General features: G+C 61.0%; 14 protein-coding genes and 2 pseudogenes. 3 read left to right on the top strand and 13 right to left on the bottom strand.

The genetic code is table 11. The features are described 5' to 3' along the window. Window positions 1-316 (bottom strand): annotated as a pseudogene (locus JCM12178_RS14075) (hypothetical protein); the annotation flags it as partial. Window positions 317-355: 39 nt separating this feature from the next. After that, window positions 356-2,265 (bottom strand): annotated as a pseudogene (gene selB, locus JCM12178_RS14080) (selenocysteine-specific translation elongation factor). 171 nt (window positions 2,266-2,436) lie between these two features. Between selB and JCM12178_RS14085 the strand changes: the two are divergent. After that, complete coding sequence (locus tag JCM12178_RS14085) at window positions 2,437-4,410, top strand: monovalent cation:proton antiporter family protein (RefSeq protein WP_054652259.1); 1,974 nt, start codon at window positions 2,437-2,439, stop codon at window positions 4,408-4,410. Between the two features lie 52 nt (window positions 4,411-4,462). On the opposite strand, the gene JCM12178_RS14090 is transcribed toward JCM12178_RS14085, so the two are convergent. From JCM12178_RS14090 to JCM12178_RS14110, 5 genes are all read right to left on the bottom strand, one after another. Next, window positions 4,463-5,116 carry a cytochrome b/b6 domain-containing protein gene (locus JCM12178_RS14090; protein WP_054652235.1) on the bottom strand — a complete coding sequence of 218 codons (654 nt, stop codon included), beginning with the start codon at window positions 5,114-5,116 and terminating at the stop codon, window positions 4,463-4,465. A gap of 3 nt (window positions 5,117-5,119) precedes the next feature. Continuing rightward, entirely contained in the window at window positions 5,120-6,841 is a 1,722-nt protein-coding gene (locus JCM12178_RS14095; RefSeq protein ID WP_250635948.1) for a tetrathionate reductase family octaheme c-type cytochrome, read from the bottom strand. A 144-nt stretch (window positions 6,842-6,985) separates the two neighbouring features. Continuing rightward, window positions 6,986-7,336 carry a DsrE family protein gene (locus tag JCM12178_RS14100; protein WP_054652237.1) on the bottom strand — a complete coding sequence of 117 codons (351 nt, stop codon included), beginning with the start codon at window positions 7,334-7,336 and terminating at the stop codon, window positions 6,986-6,988. 19 nt (window positions 7,337-7,355) lie between these two features. Then, the gene (locus tag JCM12178_RS14105) at window positions 7,356-8,354 is read right to left on the bottom strand and encodes an arsenic resistance protein (RefSeq protein WP_054652239.1); all 999 of its coding nucleotides are present in this window, start codon (window positions 8,352-8,354) and stop codon (window positions 7,356-7,358) included. Between the two features lie 13 nt (window positions 8,355-8,367). Beyond that, window positions 8,368-8,589: a hypothetical protein gene (locus JCM12178_RS14110; protein WP_054652241.1), complete on the bottom strand. Its 222-nt coding sequence runs from the start codon at window positions 8,587-8,589 to the stop codon at window positions 8,368-8,370. Between the two features lie 97 nt (window positions 8,590-8,686). On the opposite strand from JCM12178_RS14110, the gene JCM12178_RS14115 reads away from it, so the two are divergent. After that, entirely contained in the window at window positions 8,687-9,361 is a 675-nt protein-coding gene (locus tag JCM12178_RS14115; protein WP_054652243.1) for a Crp/Fnr family transcriptional regulator, read from the top strand. Window positions 9,362-9,442: 81 nt separating this feature from the next. Further along, window positions 9,443-10,582, top strand: coding sequence for a pyridoxal-phosphate-dependent aminotransferase family protein (locus tag JCM12178_RS14120; RefSeq protein ID WP_054652245.1), 1,140 nt, complete (start codon window positions 9,443-9,445; stop codon window positions 10,580-10,582). A 368-nt stretch (window positions 10,583-10,950) separates the two neighbouring features. On the opposite strand, the gene ychF is transcribed toward JCM12178_RS14120, so the two are convergent. From ychF to JCM12178_RS18785, 6 genes are all read right to left on the bottom strand, one after another. Beyond that, the gene (ychF, locus tag JCM12178_RS14125; protein ID WP_054652247.1) at window positions 10,951-12,051 is read right to left on the bottom strand and encodes a redox-regulated ATPase YchF; all 1,101 of its coding nucleotides are present in this window, start codon (window positions 12,049-12,051) and stop codon (window positions 10,951-10,953) included. 144 nt (window positions 12,052-12,195) lie between these two features. Beyond that, on the bottom strand, window positions 12,196-13,404 hold the full coding sequence (locus JCM12178_RS14130) for a methyltransferase domain-containing protein (protein WP_157054934.1): 1,209 nt from the start codon (window positions 13,402-13,404) through the stop codon (window positions 12,196-12,198). Between the two features lie 123 nt (window positions 13,405-13,527). Next, entirely contained in the window at window positions 13,528-14,346 is an 819-nt protein-coding gene (locus tag JCM12178_RS14135) for a M48 family metallopeptidase (protein WP_054652251.1), read from the bottom strand. Continuing rightward, entirely contained in the window at window positions 14,343-14,807 is a 465-nt protein-coding gene (locus JCM12178_RS14140) for a YbjQ family protein (protein WP_054652253.1), read from the bottom strand. Before JCM12178_RS14140 ends, JCM12178_RS14135 begins: the two co-directional genes overlap by 4 nt. Next, window positions 14,800-15,120 carry a YbjQ family protein gene (locus tag JCM12178_RS14145; protein WP_054652255.1) on the bottom strand — a complete coding sequence of 107 codons (321 nt, stop codon included), beginning with the start codon at window positions 15,118-15,120 and terminating at the stop codon, window positions 14,800-14,802. Before JCM12178_RS14145 ends, JCM12178_RS14140 begins: the two co-directional genes overlap by 8 nt. A 72-nt stretch (window positions 15,121-15,192) precedes the next feature. After that, window positions 15,193-15,899, bottom strand: a 707-nt coding sequence (locus tag JCM12178_RS18785) for a glycosyltransferase family protein (protein WP_054652257.1), incomplete at its 5' end; no start/stop codon positions are given.

A 15,899-nucleotide genomic window follows, 5' to 3' on the forward strand; every position in this document is an offset into this window, starting at 1 on the left:
CGTTCCACCGCCCGTCTGCGCCACGCGCCGCCAGCACGCCCGAACCGCCGCGCACGGAAAACAGAAACGCCGCCTTGCCGTAAGTCGGCACGACCATGACAGCATGGGCCTCGCGAAGGAACGCGGCCAGATGGCCGGACTCGTCCTTGTCGAGAAAACGCTGGAGCGTGGAAGTCGCGTCCGCATCGAGGGCGGCAGCGGCACCCGTATAGTCGTTAGGTGTCCGTTTGACGGGCGCACAGCCCATGAGCAATGACAGAAGGACGCACAGGGCGCAGCACATGGCTGCGAATCGAATAATTAGCCTCATGTTCATGCCCTAAATGCGCCCCTTAAGACTGTCAAGCAGCCATTTCTAGACTCCGGACTTGCGCAGGCGGCGAACGTCGCCCACACGGACCGTGAGCCGCTCCTTGTCGAAGTATTCAAGCACCGGGATGGCGAACTTTCTGGAAAGGTCGGTCAGGCCCTTGAAGTCCTGCGCGCCCATCTCCTCATTGTCCTCGAAGAAGGCGATGATCCGGTTGCGGATGTCCTCCAGCGCGGGCGCATGGTAGTACATCTCCTCCTTGATCTTCACCAGATGCCCCTGCTCCTGCAACAGCCGGAACACGGGCGCGGCCTGCTTGAAGTCCATCTTGGTGGGCTCCAGCACGTCCTTGAGGTTGGGGGGCCGGATGCCGCCCTTCTCGTACGCGCCGAGGATGAGCTCACGGACCTTGGCGGTGTCCGAAGCCAGTGAGACCTTGTGATCCTTGAGCCTCAGGATTTCCTGATCGCCGACCACATCCCCTTTTTCATGAGCCGTTCCAGCACCAGATGCAGCAGCTTGGGCGGAATCCCCCTGCCCCACGTGGAGGCAAGCTCCCCGCGCTGCACACCGGGCTTCATGGAATGCTTCTTGTGGAACTCGCCCAGCCAGCTCACAAGGCCTTCCATCAGTTCGGTGACGAGGCGACCGGAGGCATACCGTCGTTCCTCCTTGTCGAACATGAGCGCGAGCTGTTTGCCCGCGAGTCCGTTCAGGGTCTTTTCCAGCGCCTTGGTCTCAAGGTCGGTCATGATGAGCAGCTCGGCAAAGCTGACACCCTTGGGGCCTGCCAGCTCAAGCTGGGCGACGATGACCTCGTCCGGGGCCTCGGCTGTGAGGGCCGAGAGCTTTTCCAGGTCGTCGGAGAACCGCTTGACCCGGTGCCCGAGCGGACTGAGCACCCGTCCGCCCGCGATGGTTCTGAGCGGCGAAAAGGAACGCATCACGATGCGGTCGCCATACACCGCACTGAGCGGCGTGGTGAACCGCACCTGACACACGGCTGTCTCGCCGGGCTTCAGCTTCTCGCGGTCATTGAGGTAGATGCGGGCCATTATCTCGCGCGAGCCGTGGTGAAAATGCACTTCCTTGCGGTGCTTGAGCGGTCTGGGCGAGGACTTGAGCATGGTCAGCTCGATGTCCCAGACGTCGGACGGAAACATGGTGCCGGGCCGGGCAAGGACTTCGCCGCGCGTCACGTCCTGCACTTCCACGCCCTGCAGGTTCACGGCGGTTCGCCGCCCTGCCGGGGCCACCTCCACCGATTCGCCGTGGGACTGGAGATTTCGTATCTTGGCCGGAGTCTCGTCAGGATAAAGAACCACTTCGTCGCCGACCTTGAAGTTGCCGGAGATGAGCGTGCCGGTAACGACCGTGCCGTAACCTTTCATGGTAAACACTCGGTCCACGGGCAACCGCGCGATGTCCGAGCGGCGCTTGGGCGCGAAACGGTCCATGAGCTTCTTGAGCTCGGCCCGCAATTCGGGGATGCCCTGCCCGGTGTGGGCCGAGACGGGAATGATGGGCGTGCCGCCGAGGAACGTCGGCTCCAGATACGAGGCCACCTCTTCCTCGACCATCTCCAGCCACTCCTCGTCGACCATGTCGGTCTTGGTCAGGGCCACGAGGCCGGTCTCGATGCCGAGGAGCGAACAGATCTCCAGATGCTCGCGGGTCTGGGGCATTATCCCCTCGTCCGCGGCGATGACCAGCAGCACGAAGTCGATGCCTGCGGCACCGGCCACCATGTTCTTGACGAAGCGTTCGTGCCCCGGCACGTCCACCACCGAAAGCCGGGTGTCGTCGTCAAAATCGAGAAACGCGAATCCGAGTTCGATGGTGATGCCGCGTTTCTTCTCTTCCGAGAGGCGGTCGCAATCGATGCCGGTCAGCCCTTTGACCAGCGTGGTCTTGCCGTGGTCGATATGCCCGGCGGTACCCATGACTACAGGCATGTATTCCCCTTGAACGGTTGTTTGATCGCATTGTTCACAAAAGTCCGAGGCATGGTAGAAGAAAAGCCGGACAAGCTCAAGAAGACGTGGGCGAATATGCCGCCACAGGGTTGGACCTTTTCAGACACGGCCATTCAGTCTATCCTCGGCAAAACTTCCAACGGAGTCACCATGGGCATTGCAGCCGATCTCATCATCATAATCGTCGCCTCGCTCCTCTGCGCCTTTGTTGCCCGCAGACTGAAACAACCCCTCATCCTCGGCTACATCGTGGCTGGCATCATCGTCGGCCCGCACACCGGCGGCGTGTCCATCGGCGCGGTCCACGACATCGAACTGCTGGCGGAAATAGGCGTGGCCCTGCTCCTCTTTGTGCTGGGCGTGGAATTCTCCCTCAACGAACTCAAGCCGGTCCGCCGCGTCGCCGTGTTCGGCGGCATTCTTCAGATTCTGCTGACCATGGCCTTCGGCTTCGGCGTGGGCGCCCTCTTCGGCCTGCCGTGGAAAGCCAGCCTGTGGCTCGGTGCGTTCTTCTCGCTCTCCAGCACCATGGTCGTGCTCAAGACGCTCGAGAATCAGGAGGTCCTCGGCACGCTCTCCAGCAAGGTCATGATCGGCATGCTCATCGTGCAGGACTTCGCCCTCGTGCCGCTCATCATCATCCTGCCCGAAATCGGCGACATCGGCTCCGGCATCACCACGCTCGGCGTGGCGTTCGTCAAGTCCGCCGTGTTCCTTGCGGCCATGATAACCCTCGGCCGCAGGGCCATCCCGTGGATGATGCGCCGTATCGCGAGCTGGAACTCGCGGGAGATGTTTCTCCTGTGCACCTGCGCCATCGGGCTGGGCATCGGGTACGCCACGCACCTCGCGGGGCTCTCTTTCGCGCTGGGCGCATTCATGGCGGGTTTGCTGCTGAGCGAGTCGGACTACGCGCATCAGGTCATGAGCAACGTGCTCCCCCTGCGCGACATCTTTGCCCTGCTCTTCTTCGCCTCGGCCGGAATGCTCCTCGACCCGGCAGTCATTTTGGATAACCCCGGTACCATCGCGCTCCTGACCCTGCTGCTGTTCCTCGGCAAGGGCATCATCCTCTTCACCGTCACCCGCGCCTTCGGCTACCGGAACATCGTGCCCATGGCCACGGCCCTGACCATGTGGCAGGTGGGTGAACTCTCCTTCCTTCTGGCCCGCGCAGGACTCGCCGAGGGCGACCTGAGCCAGCAGCAGTTCGCCATCTACATGGCCGCCGCCGTTGTCAGCATGATGCTCACCCCGCTGGTGTCCAAGGCTGCCGGGCAGCTATACGGCCTGCGACAGCGCTTCACCTCGACGCCGCCGTTCGAGACCATGAACGTCGACTCCGAGACCCTCTCGAAACACGTGACCATCATCGGCGGCGGCATTATCGGGTCGGCGGTCTGCGCCATAGTGCGCCGTTTCGGCAAACCTTACGTCGTAATCGAAAACAACTTCCGCCAGATGGAGAAGCTCAAGAAGGACGGCCATCCGGTCATCTTCGGCGACGCCACCATGGAAGTGGTGCTTGAGGCCGCGCACATCGACCGCGCCAGCATCATCCTCGTGACCACGCCGGCGTTCATCATCACCAAGGCCGTGACACAGGTGATCCGCGGCATGGCCCCGAAGGTGCCCGTCATCGGCAGGGCCAACAACGAAGAACAGATGCGGGACCTCTCCAGCAACGGCATGGACGAGATCGTGCAGCCCAACTACGAGGCCGCGCTGGAATTCGTACGGCAGGCACTCATGCACCTCGGCCTGCCCGCCACGCAGGTGACGAACTTCACGGACACCGTACACCGCGACCTCTACGCGCCCATCACCGGCATGGAGGAAAGCCTCGACATCCACAAGGTCATCCGCCACGGCAGCAGCGTGCTCGACGTGCGCTGGGTAAATATCACCGCAGATTCCCCGCTGGTGGGCAGCACCATCGCGGAATCACAGGTCAGGGAAAAGACCGGCGCGTCCGTGGTGGCGGTCCTGCGGCTGGAGGGGTTGCACACCAACCCCGGCCCGGACGAACAGATTCTCATCGGCGACATGCTGGCTCTCATCGGCCGCCAGAAACAATTCGACACCTTCAAGGAGCTGTTCGAGGCCTTCGAGAACAAGCCATAAGAAAAGGCGGGGTGTCTGGCACCCCGCCTTGCTGTTTTCGCCTTGGCAGCGACTAGTGCCGCTCTGCCTTGCGCTCCCAGTCCGGGACGGTCTCTTCCTCGGGCACTTCCTCCCAGCCGGAGAACATGGCCGCGATGTGCGCCGTGATCGTATGGCCGGTCGTGGTCATGTAGACATGCACGATCAGGAAGATGAGGATGGCGAACCCGCCGATGAGATGCAGCAGGGCCAACACCTCCAGATCAAGGAAGCCGAGCCCCCAGTCCGCCCAGTCGTTGTAGGCCCAGTACAGCAGGCCGGTGACCATCTGGAACGGCAGCAGCACTGCGGTCAGGCCCAGATAGGTGAGGCGCTGCATGGGATTGTGCTTGGCGTTCTTGCTCTTCTGCACGGGATGCGGCTCGCCCTTGAAGATGCCGGACGAGTAGTACATGGCCACCTCGAAGAGCTTCTTGGTGGTGGGGATGTACTGCTTGTACTCGTGCGTGACGAACATCCAGAAGACGATGAACACGAACAGAATCAGCCATGTCAGGCCGATGGTGTTGTGTATGTCCACGGCCTTCATGAAGCCCAGCAGTTCGAAGGAGCCATGGACTTCGAACCCGGTGACGAGCAGCAGGATAATGAGCACGGACTGAACCCAGTGCCAGAAGCGCTCGAACTTGGAGTAGAGGTATATCTTCTTCATCTTGTGTTCACTCATGGCCTAGTCCTCCTTCCTTCTGAGTCCGGCCACGAAGCGCATGACGCCGTGGATGAACACCGCCACCAGCGCGCCGATGACGCCGGTCCATCCCGCAGCGTTGATCAGCTCGACCGAGTCACGTCCGGGCATGTAGAATCCCTCGAGATTCTCAAGCCGTCCGTCCTTCGTGTGGCACTGGGCGCAGTCAAGCGCCTTTTCGCGCGGGGCCACCATGTGTGTGGTGGGGAACACATAGGCCGTGTCCACGAACCCGTATTCGCCGCTGTACTTCTGCCCGGCGTACTTCATGCCGGACTTGATGGCCTTCTGCCAGTCGAAGCTCTTCCAGTAGGCGTCCTTGTCTTCCTTGTTCCTCGGGAAGAGGTGCGGAATGACCATGACCTTGTTGACCTTGTCGTAAGGCGTCTTGCCGCGGTGAACCTTGAAAGGCATGATCCGCGAGAACGGGTCGTCGTAGGAGCCGTTGGGACGGTTCAGCCAGACCTCGCCCGTGGGATCGATGGGATCTTCCACCGTGACGTAGTCGAGCGTTCCGTCAAACCAGTAGTATTCCGGCACGACGTTCTGCTCCCAAACAAAGGCACCCTTCTTCTTCACGAACACGGCCTTGCCGTCGGGTCCCTTGACCTTGGCCTTTCCGTCCCGAAGCTGCCCGGCAACGGACCAGTCCCAGGACATCTTGGTGGGCTGTGATCTCGCGAACTCCGCAATGTGACAGGACTGACAGGCGACCTTGTCCACGTGATCGTTCAGCTTTGAGTCCATGCCCCCGCTCTTGTGCGGCTGCATGCCGTGGCAGGATTCGCACATGATCTTGTCGCCGAGGTCATCCTGCAGCAGGCTCTTGCGCTCCAGCGCGGCAGGCTTGTCGTAGATGCGGCCCGCGATGTGGTGATTGCGGGTGGTGTGGCAGCGGGAACAGGTGAAGTTCTGTCCGCCGGATTCGAGCGTTCCCATATGAACATCGAGGTTCTTGGCCGGCTTCACTAGCGAGGAGTCCAGATCGCCATGCTTGACCGCGTCTCCGCCACCGCCGTAGAAGTGGCAGGAACCGCAGTTCTGGCGCGAGGGCCTGCCCACGCTCTGGGCCACCTTGGACCAGTCCGGGGAGTAGTAGGTCTTTCCATTGCCCTTGAAGAGCTTGCCCTTCTGCTTGTCGGGATTGTCCGGATCAGGAATGTACTTTGCGGGATATCCTGCTCCGGAAGGGAACTTCTTGTACGTACCGGTCTGCTCATGACAGACCAGACAGTCGACCTTCTCCTGAGAGGAGAAGTCGAAATTCTTGTCCTTCCAGCCGTAACCGGCGTGACATGATGTGCAACGAGCCTCGTTGCTTGCGGTATTGATTCAGAAGTTGTTGACGGAAAGCCCGCCCTTGCCGAGGTCGGTGGGCTTGCCGTTCTCGTCGAAATCCCGCCAGGTCCAGTGAATGGTCTGATGGAACTGCAACGCGGCCTGGTTGTGACACTTCAGACAGGTCTGCGTGACCTCTTCCGGCCGCATGGTCTTTTCCTGTTCCGGGTCGAACTGCAGTTCCTTGAACTTGCTGTGATCCGCCGTGATGGTCCGCACGATGGGCTTTGCCTTGGTCGCCTGAATGGCCATCCGCCTGCCCGGGGCGCCGTCTTCCTCGACGGCGGCCGACGCGCATACGGGCACGGCCATGAGAAGCGCCGCGGCAAGCGTCATCGCCAGCCATCTTCCCTTCCGCTTGAGCATGAACTCCCTCCTTGTTCGTTGAATGCTCCCATGGATGCGGCCAACCCCTGACAAGACCGCATTCTCCTCTGTTTTATAGGCATATTTCCATTTGTTTTGCCACTATTTCGGGACAAAACAGATCGGATTATAACATGCTTCGGGTCAGAAATTGAAGGTGCTGCCAACCGCACACATCTCGATGAGCTCCTTGCCTTTGGCGAGCCGCATATTCGGGTAAAATGCGTCCTCGCTCAGATTGCGCCCCTTGGCGCAGGGCAGGCAGACGCCGGTGGGGATGTTGTTTTCCACGAGGTATGGGAGGTGGTCGGACACGCAGTCGCCGGTCTCGCAGCGCTGCCTTCCGTCTCGGCTGCTGTCGGCCCAGTGCACGCCGCCGTCGATAAGGAACACATTTACGTCGTGCCCGCCCTCGTGCGCGATCTTGGCGAAAAGGAAACAACGGGTCGCGGCCTCATGTTCATCCCTGCTCAAAACGAATACCATTTTCTGCATGATTCTCTCCTGTGGTTGATCAGGCCCTGCCGCTGGCCGAGGCGGTTGACAGCTCTTCAGGCAGACCGAATATTCTGGCCGTGAACTTGACGTACCAGGCAGCGGACTGAACCTGAATGATGTAGGCCATGGCGATGACCAGAGCCGCGTCCGATCCCTGCGGGCCGAAGGCGTTGATGGCGATGGCAAGCGCGATGGAAAGGTTGCGCATGACCGAACCGTAGACGAACGCGATGGCGTCCCCACGCTTCAGGAAGCAGCGGCCCACCATGGTGCTGAGCGCGAAATTGAGCGCATAAAGAATGACCAGCGGGATGAGGATATTCAGCAGCACCTCGGGCGACGAAGCGATGGTTCTAGCCTTGAGCGCCAGCGCCACGAACACGATGCCCAGCACGCCGAGCGTGGAGAGCATGGGGAACTTCGGGGCGATGCTCTTCTGGAAGTCGGGCTGGCCGTAACGCTTCACCAGAATGCGCTGGGTGACGTAGCCGAGGGTCATGGGCAGGAAGACGATGAAGAATATCTGCTTCAGGACCGCCATGAGGCTCATCTCGATGGTCGCGCCCATGAGCGCCTTGACGAAAAACGGGGTCGCCAGCGAACCGCAGATCAGGCCGATGACGGTCATCTTCACGGCGGCGGACATGTTGCCCTTGGCAAACCCGGTCCACGAGATTGTCATGCCGCTGGTGGGAACCAGCCCGGCCAGCAGCAACCCGAGGGCCATATAGGGCTTGTCCGCAAAAAAGAACGAACCGAACCCGAAGGCGAGAAACGGGATCACCCCGAAGTTGAGAAGCTGGGTCAGCACCTGCGCCTTGCCGTCACCGCCCTCGAAAACCTTTTTGATCTTCAGCGTGACCATCATGGGGTAGACCATGAGGAAAGTGAACGGAACGATGAGGCTTTTGATCCACGACGCGTCGGCAGAGACGCCGTACACAAAGCCCGCGGCCATCATCACGGGGATGGCAATGGTGAGATTCTTGGTGACTGTTCTGAGAAAAATCCACATGGTGCCTCCCTGGCTATTCCTGACCGGAGTCGCCCAGCTCGGTCTCACGGCATTCCGGGTCGGAACAGCAAGGGGCCTCGCCATCCCTGTAGACCACGGTGCCGTTCTGCACCGGCTCGACTATGAAACGCTTGGCGCATTGGGTACAGTTGACGTAAAAGGGGCGATAATCCCCGTGGACGGGGATATCCTGGTCGGCATTACAGTTGGGACAACGCACTCTTGCCGTGCTCATGGCTTCCTCCTTTCGGTATGCTTGCCCCTTTTCTAGCCCTGTGGGAGAAACGCGGCATTGATCTCGATCAATCCGCCCGGCTTTTCGAGGTTTTTTGATGGACAAGGACGTGATGAAGGCGACGGTGCGGGAGTTTCGGCTCTTCTCAAAACTTGATGAAACGCAGCTCGACAAGCTGGTCGAACACGCCGCAGTGACCAGAATCCCCAAGGGCGGCATGTTCTTCAGCGAGAACAAGGCCACGCAGGGCATGCACGTTCTTCTTTCCGGCAAGGTCAAGCTCTTCAAGCTTTCGGAGGAAGGCAAGGAGCAGACCATTTTCGTGTTCGGCCCCGGCGAGCCTTTCTGCCTCTGCTCCACCTTCTCGGACGGCAAGATGCCCGCCAACCTGAGCGCGCTGGAAGACAGTCAGGTCATGTTCATCACGCCGGAGGAGCTGGAAAGCATGGTGCACGAGGACGCCTCGGTGCTGCTGACCATGATGCGCGTCATGTCCCGCAGGCTGAAGGAAGCCATGGAGATGATCGACTCGCTGGCCCTGAAGCAGATCCCATCAAGGCTGGCAGCCTATTTTCTCAGCCAGCAGCAGGAGGGCAACGTGGAGCTGGGCATGTCCTACCGCGAACTCTCCAAGATCATCGGCGTCACGCCGGAGGCGCTCTCCCGAACCCTCAAGAAGATGGCGGGCGACGGACTCATCAGCGTGGACGGTAGCCGCGTCACCATCGAGGACATGCAGGGGCTTGAAGACTGCCGCGAAGGCCGCCTCTGATCCGCAACCGATGGGACTGGACTTCCGCAACACGCAAGGGTAGTTTCCCTTTTTCCCAAGGACCACTACCGAGAGGTTTACATGAGCATCGACGAGTTCGCCGACCTGAAGCTGTTCATCACCGGCCCGACATACATCCGCCCGGAAATCCGCAAGGCAGCCGCGTTGCCGGAATTCGGACACCGGGACAGGGAAAACGACAAGCGCTCCGCCCCGATCTTCTCGGGCCTCAAGGCGCTTGCCGGGCTGCCGGATGACTACCGGAGTTTTCTGATAAACGGCTCCGGCTCCACCTGCATGGAAGCCTCCATCCGCTCTCTCGTTGCTGACGACGAGGTGGTGCTGAACGTCACGGTAGGTGCGTTCGGCGACCTCTATCACACCATTTCACTGGCAAACGGCAAGCTGGCCGTGAAGCTGGAGTTCGAGCCCGGCTCGGCCATCGACCCCGACGTGCTGGTTGAAGCCATGGACAAGCACCACCCGAGCGTGGTGACGATCACCCACAACGAGACCAGCACCGGCGTAACCAACGACATCGTCTCGCTCTGCAAGCTCATCCGGGACAACAACGCCATGCCGCTGGTGGACGGAGTGTCCATCTTCGGCGGCGCGGACCTGCGGCTGGCCGAGGCGCGCCCGGCCATTTACTGCACGGCCACGCAGAAGTCCCTCGCCCTGCCCGCCGGGTTCGGCATCGGCTTCGTCGGCCCGGACGCCATGGAAAAGGCCGAGCGTGTGACCAACAAGGGCCACTCCTCGGACATCCTCAAGCAGCTCGCCAAGGCCGAATCCGGCCAGTGCCTGACCACGCCGAACACCGCACTGCTCAACCAGATGGCCATTCAGCTCGACCACATCGAGCACACTGAAGGCGTAGAGGCCCGCTTTGCCCGGCATGAGACCATGCGCGACATGGTCCACGGCTTCGTGAACGGGCTGGACGGTTTTGAGCTTTTTGCGCAGGAAGGATACCGCTCCCCCACCCTGACCACGGTGCGCTGCCCCAAGGGCGTCACGGCGGCCACGCTCAAGAACGTGCTCAAGGAGCGCATGCGCGAGCGCGGCTACCTCTTCGACCCCGGCTACGGCAAACTCAATACCCGCCTTGAGGAAGCAGGCCGCGCGGCCTTCTTCCGCATCGGACACATGGGCGACATGACCCCGGCCATGCTTGAGGAATACCTCGGCGAACTTGGCGAGGAGCTTGAACGGCTCTAGGCGTCAGCCCACCGACACAACACTACGGCAACACCAAGGCCGGGCCTGTCAGCAACCTGACGGACCCGGCATTTTTTTCGGCATTGCCGGAATCGCCTACGCAACCCACCTCTGAAATTATTGCGGAAATCTTTGAGAACTTCTGATTGGCACGCCTTCTGCTAATAACAAGGTAGATCTGGAACGCCGGTGAGGCCGGAGCGGTCGGGAACTAACAGTTACAGAATTGATTAAAAAAACGAGTTCCGGCCCCGACGCCCACCTCCGCCCGGATCAAAAAAACAGCCCGGTGCAGTTAACTGCACCGGGCTGTTTTTTTACCTTATTCAACCGAACGCCAGACGAGATCGTCCAGCCTCCGAAAGCGACTAGACGTTGAACAGGAAGTGCACCACGTCGCCGTCCTTGACGACGTATTCCTTGCCTTCCACGCGCATGACGCCTTCGGCCTTGCACTTGGCTTCCGAGCCGCAACGCACGTAATCGTCGTACCCGATAACCTCGGCACGGATGAAGCCGCGCTCGAAGTCGGTGTGAATGACACCTGCGGCCTGCGGTGCCTTGTCGCCGTCGTGGATGGTCCACGCCCGGACTTCCTTGACGCCTGCGGTGAAGTAGCTGATGAGGCCGAGGGTATGAAACCCGGTGCGGATGATCTTGTCCAGCCCGGCCTCGGTGACGCCGTAGGAATCAAGAAATTCCTGATACTCGTCGTCCTCAAGGCCCACAAGCTCTTCTTCCATCTTTGCGGAAATCTTGACGAACTCGCAGCCGCGCTCTTCAGCCAGCGCCATGACCTGCTTGACGTGGTCGTTGTCCTCGCCAAGGCCGTCTTCGTCCACGTTGGCGCAGTAAATCATGTTCTTGGCGGTGATGAGGCGCAGCTCGTTCAGCATGGCCTGCACCTGCTCGTTCTCCAGATCGGGATACGTTGCGGCCAGCTTGCCTTCCCCGAGGTGGTCGAGCAGTTTTTCGGAGGCGTCGATGAGCGGAGCAAGGGTCTTGTCGCCCTTGAGCTGCTTTTTCATGCGCTCAAGGCGATTTTCCAGCACCTGCACGTCGGCAAGAATCAACTCGGTCTCGATGACTTCGATGTCGCGGATGGGGTCCACCGAGCCGGAGACGTGAACAACGTCGTCGTCCTCGAAGCAGCGCACCACGTGCAGAATGGCCTGCGTCTCGCGGATGTTGGCGAGAAACTTGTTGCCGAGGCCCTCACCCTTGCTTGCCCCGGCCACGAGACCCGCGATGTCCACGAAGTCCACGGTGGAATGCTGGACGCGCTGGGGGCTGACCAGTTCGGCCAGCTTCTCGATGCGCTTGTCGGGCACCGGCACAACGGCCTTGTTGGGTTCGATGGTGCAGAAGGCGTAGTTGGCGCTTTCCGCGTTCTGGGCCTTGGTGAGGGCGTTGAAAAGAGTGGACTTGCCCACGTTGGGCAGGCCGACGATTCCTATGCTCAAGGACATGACTGGTCTCCTGAATGATCTTGGTGGTCGACGGCCGAACCGCCGGGACGCGTTTCTCTACAATGCATCACGGCGGGTTGCAAGTCCGGTTTTGTGAAGTGCCCGCGCCGGGACGAGATCGGTCCCGGCGCGGCACGTTTCGAATTAGCCTTCGCGGTGGGTCCAGATGATGAACACGGGGTCGCTGACGCCCCGCGTTTCAAGGAAGTGCGGGTCGTCCTGCGGACGCCAGTCGTTGCGGATGCTCACCGCCCCGGACGGGCCGTCGAATCCGGCCCTGCGCTGCAACTCCCGCACGAAGCCGATGCGCTCGAACTCATGCAGGTCCAGCCAGCCCTGCACCGCCTTGGTGGGGAACCAGCGGTTGGACACGCCTACCAGCAGCACGCCGCCGGGACGCAAAAGGGACCTCGCATAACCGAGCACGGCAAGCGGGTCGGTCAGGTACTCGATTGAGAGGCTGCAAACGACTGCGTCGAACGGCCCCTTGAGCGGGATTGCGGGATCGGCGTTCAGGTCGTGCACCACATGCCGCGAGAGCATCGCGTTGGCTCGCAGCTCCTCACCGTTCAGGCCGAGGCCCGTCACATCGAGGTCCATGTCTTCGGGCAGGTGCGACTCCACGCTGCTCATGAGGTCGAGCACCTTCATGCCCGGCTTCAGGAAGCGGGCGTAAACGCGCTTGAGGTTGGCATGCGCCTGCCGGTCCACATGGCCGATGAGCCGCGGGTCGGCATAGAACAAGGCGTCGTCGTCATCGGCCCGCGTGAAGAAGTCCCCGGCGAGGAAATCAACCGGGCACCCTTGCGGCACGGCCTGCATGCCGGGGCCGTTGTCGCAGATTTCCTCGGGCCAGTGCATGAGAGTGCCGCCGGTGTCGCTGCGCTTTCTTTCAAGATATTCGATGGTCGCTTCCACACGCACGGGAAAGCTGGAGAGCGGATGATTCAGGTCCACGGTGATGGATTCACCATCAAGGCCGACCACCCGGAACGGGGTTGCGGTGCTCGCATACACGCCCTTGAGGCCCCGGAGCATCCCCTGCGGATAAAACCTCCCGAGGCGCGGGGTGATGCGGCGACCAGCGACCACTTTTTCGGCAAAGGCCTTTCTGTCGAGGGTGAAGACCTGTTCTTCACGGTAGGGAACAACGAGTTCACCGGGGGAATAATCCGCCACGGCCTTCTCACCAACACCGAGGCCGCGCAATCCCTGCTCCATGCCGGGAGGGAAAATGTCGCGCCACGCGTTGATGCGCCGCCCCACGAAGCGGTCCTCGAATTCATCCCTGCCGTCCGACCAACGGACGGCGTATTCCATCATTGCCAGCGTGTTTGCATCAAACCGTGTCAATAGCTCCTTCTTTGCTCACTCTGAATTGAGTTCAAAGGTTGCCGCAATATGGCCTCGCCCGGTCCATTTTCAGATGGTAGCCATTATCAGGAGCTTGTCCAGAGGGATGGTGAAGGAATTATGCTAAATGGTCTGATCCTCTGGTCCGGGCAGAATAAGCGGGAACACTTCGCCAGTCTGGTAGCCCATGGACTCTGCATGGTCGGCGAGGTCCTGAATTCGGTCGTCGGCCAGCGGGTGCGAACGGAAGTAGTTGGACCACGCCGGATCGTCCTTCTCGTGGGTCATGTCCACAAAGAACTGATCGCAGCCGCCCACGTGACCGTACAGGCTGTGGGCATAGTCCATACCCTCCCGGTCCGCCCGGCTCTCCTGCGTGCGGGAAAAGGCCAGTTCGGAAAGCGCGGCAGGGTTGTCAAACACGTTCTCGCTTCCAAGGCCTGCCGCATCGGTAATCAGCCCGAACACGAAGGTTCTACCCAGCCTGCGGAGTGCATCGCGGTTTTTCACGTGGGCCATCTCGTGCCCAAGGATGAACGCCAGCTCGTTCTCGGATTTCATCTGATCGAGCAACCCCTTGAAGATCATCACCGTGCCGTCCGGAAAGGCAAAGGCGTTGACCATGTTTCGCTTGACCACAAGAACGCTGATCTCGGGGCTGCCGGGGTTGGCCTCCATGAGCCGGTCCGCGAGCTGCTGCACGGAGCGCTCCGCGTCAAGGTCTCTGGCCGTTTCCGGAACCCGCACCCACGTCACCTTGCGTGCGGCCCAGTTCACGGCCCTGTCGGGCAGAACCGGCACCACGTAATCCACTGCGATACCGATGGAAAAATAGAGCGCAACGGCCACAATCGCCGCGCCGAGCAGTACCTTGAACGCCCCGAGCAGCGGCGAACCGGGCGTGACGTTCGGGTTGTGCTTCTGGCCGTATTCGCCTGTCATATCTCCGTATCCTTATAGACTGCGGTGCCCCAGGCAATAGCCTCCACCCCGCTGAAGCGGCTCATGCCATAACTGATGGGGGTATGCTCGATTCGCACGTTGACGATGGCTGAGGCCCCGGCCGCAGACTGCTTCATGCGAAGAATCGCTTCACGTCGGGCGCGGTCGAGCGAGGACTCATACTCGCGCATGGCACCGCCGAACATGCTGTGCAGCAAGCCCACAAACCAGCGGAAGAATTCCACCGAAACAACCGCCTCTCCGCAGACAAGCCGCGACTCGGTTACGCCCGCGCCGCCGTTCACCCGCCTGCCGATGCTGGTGTGCCGCAGCCGGGAAAACTCTTCTTCCCACTTGAGGATGGACTTGTAGTGCCTGCGCTCGATGATCCGCCCGGTAAAAAACGTCACCACCAGCAGGATCAACAGCGGCAGGTACTGAATGAGAACCTGCTCAAGCATCAGCGACCTCCACTGCGGTGCCGTATGCGTAGAGTTCCGAAGACCCGAGCGAGACAGTGGACGTGGAGAACCGGACATTGACCACGGCGTTGGCGCCAAGCTCCTTGGCCTGCGCGGTCATGCGGTCAAGCGCCTGCTGGCGTGTGTCGGAAATGAGTTTCGAGTAGCCGCGGAGTTCGCCGCCGAAAATGCCTTTGACCCACTGACCAAAGTCCACGAGGAAGAACCGGGCACGCACGGTGCTGCCGGTGACCATGCCGTGGTGTTTGACCACGCGCTTGCCGGGGATGGATTCTACGTTGCTGATGTACATGAATATTCTCCAATGAAATGCAGATTGAGCGTTTGATAACGAATCCCCTTACAGCACATGGAGGGCGTTCGTCTAGGCCGCAGGAAGCCAGTGACGGCCAAGGATGTAGCCGCGAGCCTCCAGAAAGGCGGCGATGTCCTCACGCGCGCCGCGGCTGCCCACATAGGAAAGGCAGAACGCATCCTCGGGAGCGGGTACATGCTCTCTGTGCACGACCGGGACGCCGTTGACAACATGGCCGACCTTCTTCGGGTCCACGTCGTAATAGGCGGCAAAGCGGATGCCGTGGTCCTTGAGCAGGTCCGCGCGCTTGCGGGTCGTCCGGCCCGAGCCGAGGATGTGCACCTCGGGATGCTGTGGATTGCTCTGCTCCAGCCAGCGGGCCAGATACCCGGTCTTGGCGCGGTAGAACGCCTCCACCGTGTACTTGGGGTGGTTGCGTGAAAGACGTGTCGGCGGGTCGTTCCAGATCATCAGCTCCGCGTCCACCTTGGCAGCCACGACACCGGATTCCAGCCAGCGCAGCAACAGGTCATAGTCCTCGGGGAAATCCCCGTCCCTGTATGGACCATAAGCCTCCACGCTCTCGCGCCGGAACATGATGGACGGGTTGGGAACCGGAAACTCAACGAAGCGATTCAGACTGATGGACTCATGGTCGAGCAGCGTGTTGGTCCAGTCCACGTAATGCGCGTACCCGGCACAGGACTCCCGGCAGCCGCCGAAGCGCACGCGGCACCCGGCAAGCCCCACGTCCGGACGTTCGTCCAGCAGCGCGG

Origin of the sequence: Salidesulfovibrio brasiliensis JCM 12178 (assembly GCF_001311825.1) — a bacterium.
GTDB lineage: Bacteria > Desulfobacterota > Desulfovibrionia > Desulfovibrionales > Desulfovibrionaceae > Pseudodesulfovibrio > Pseudodesulfovibrio brasiliensis.

Bases quoted from the DNA above. Each gene is read 5' to 3' on its own strand.
- JCM12178_RS14085 (WP_054652259.1), top strand. From the start codon at position 2,437: ATGGGCATTGCAGCCGATCTCATCATCATAATCGTCGCCTCGCTCCTC.
- JCM12178_RS14090 (WP_054652235.1), bottom strand. From the start codon at position 5,116: ATGAGTGAACACAAGATGAAGAAGATATACCTCTACTCCAAGTTCGAG.
- JCM12178_RS14100 (WP_054652237.1), bottom strand. From the start codon at position 7,336: ATGCAGAAAATGGTATTCGTTTTGAGCAGGGATGAACATGAGGCCGCG.
- JCM12178_RS14105 (WP_054652239.1), bottom strand. From the start codon at position 8,354: ATGTGGATTTTTCTCAGAACAGTCACCAAGAATCTCACCATTGCCATC.
- JCM12178_RS14110 (WP_054652241.1), bottom strand. From the start codon at position 8,589: ATGAGCACGGCAAGAGTGCGTTGTCCCAACTGTAATGCCGACCAGGAT.
- JCM12178_RS14115 (WP_054652243.1), top strand. From the start codon at position 8,687: ATGGACAAGGACGTGATGAAGGCGACGGTGCGGGAGTTTCGGCTCTTC.
- JCM12178_RS14120 (WP_054652245.1), top strand. From the start codon at position 9,443: ATGAGCATCGACGAGTTCGCCGACCTGAAGCTGTTCATCACCGGCCCG.
- ychF (WP_054652247.1), bottom strand. From the start codon at position 12,051: ATGTCCTTGAGCATAGGAATCGTCGGCCTGCCCAACGTGGGCAAGTCC.
- JCM12178_RS14135 (WP_054652251.1), bottom strand. From the start codon at position 14,346: ATGACAGGCGAATACGGCCAGAAGCACAACCCGAACGTCACGCCCGGT.
- JCM12178_RS14140 (WP_054652253.1), bottom strand. From the start codon at position 14,807: ATGCTTGAGCAGGTTCTCATTCAGTACCTGCCGCTGTTGATCCTGCTG.
- JCM12178_RS14145 (WP_054652255.1), bottom strand. From the start codon at position 15,120: ATGTACATCAGCAACGTAGAATCCATCCCCGGCAAGCGCGTGGTCAAA.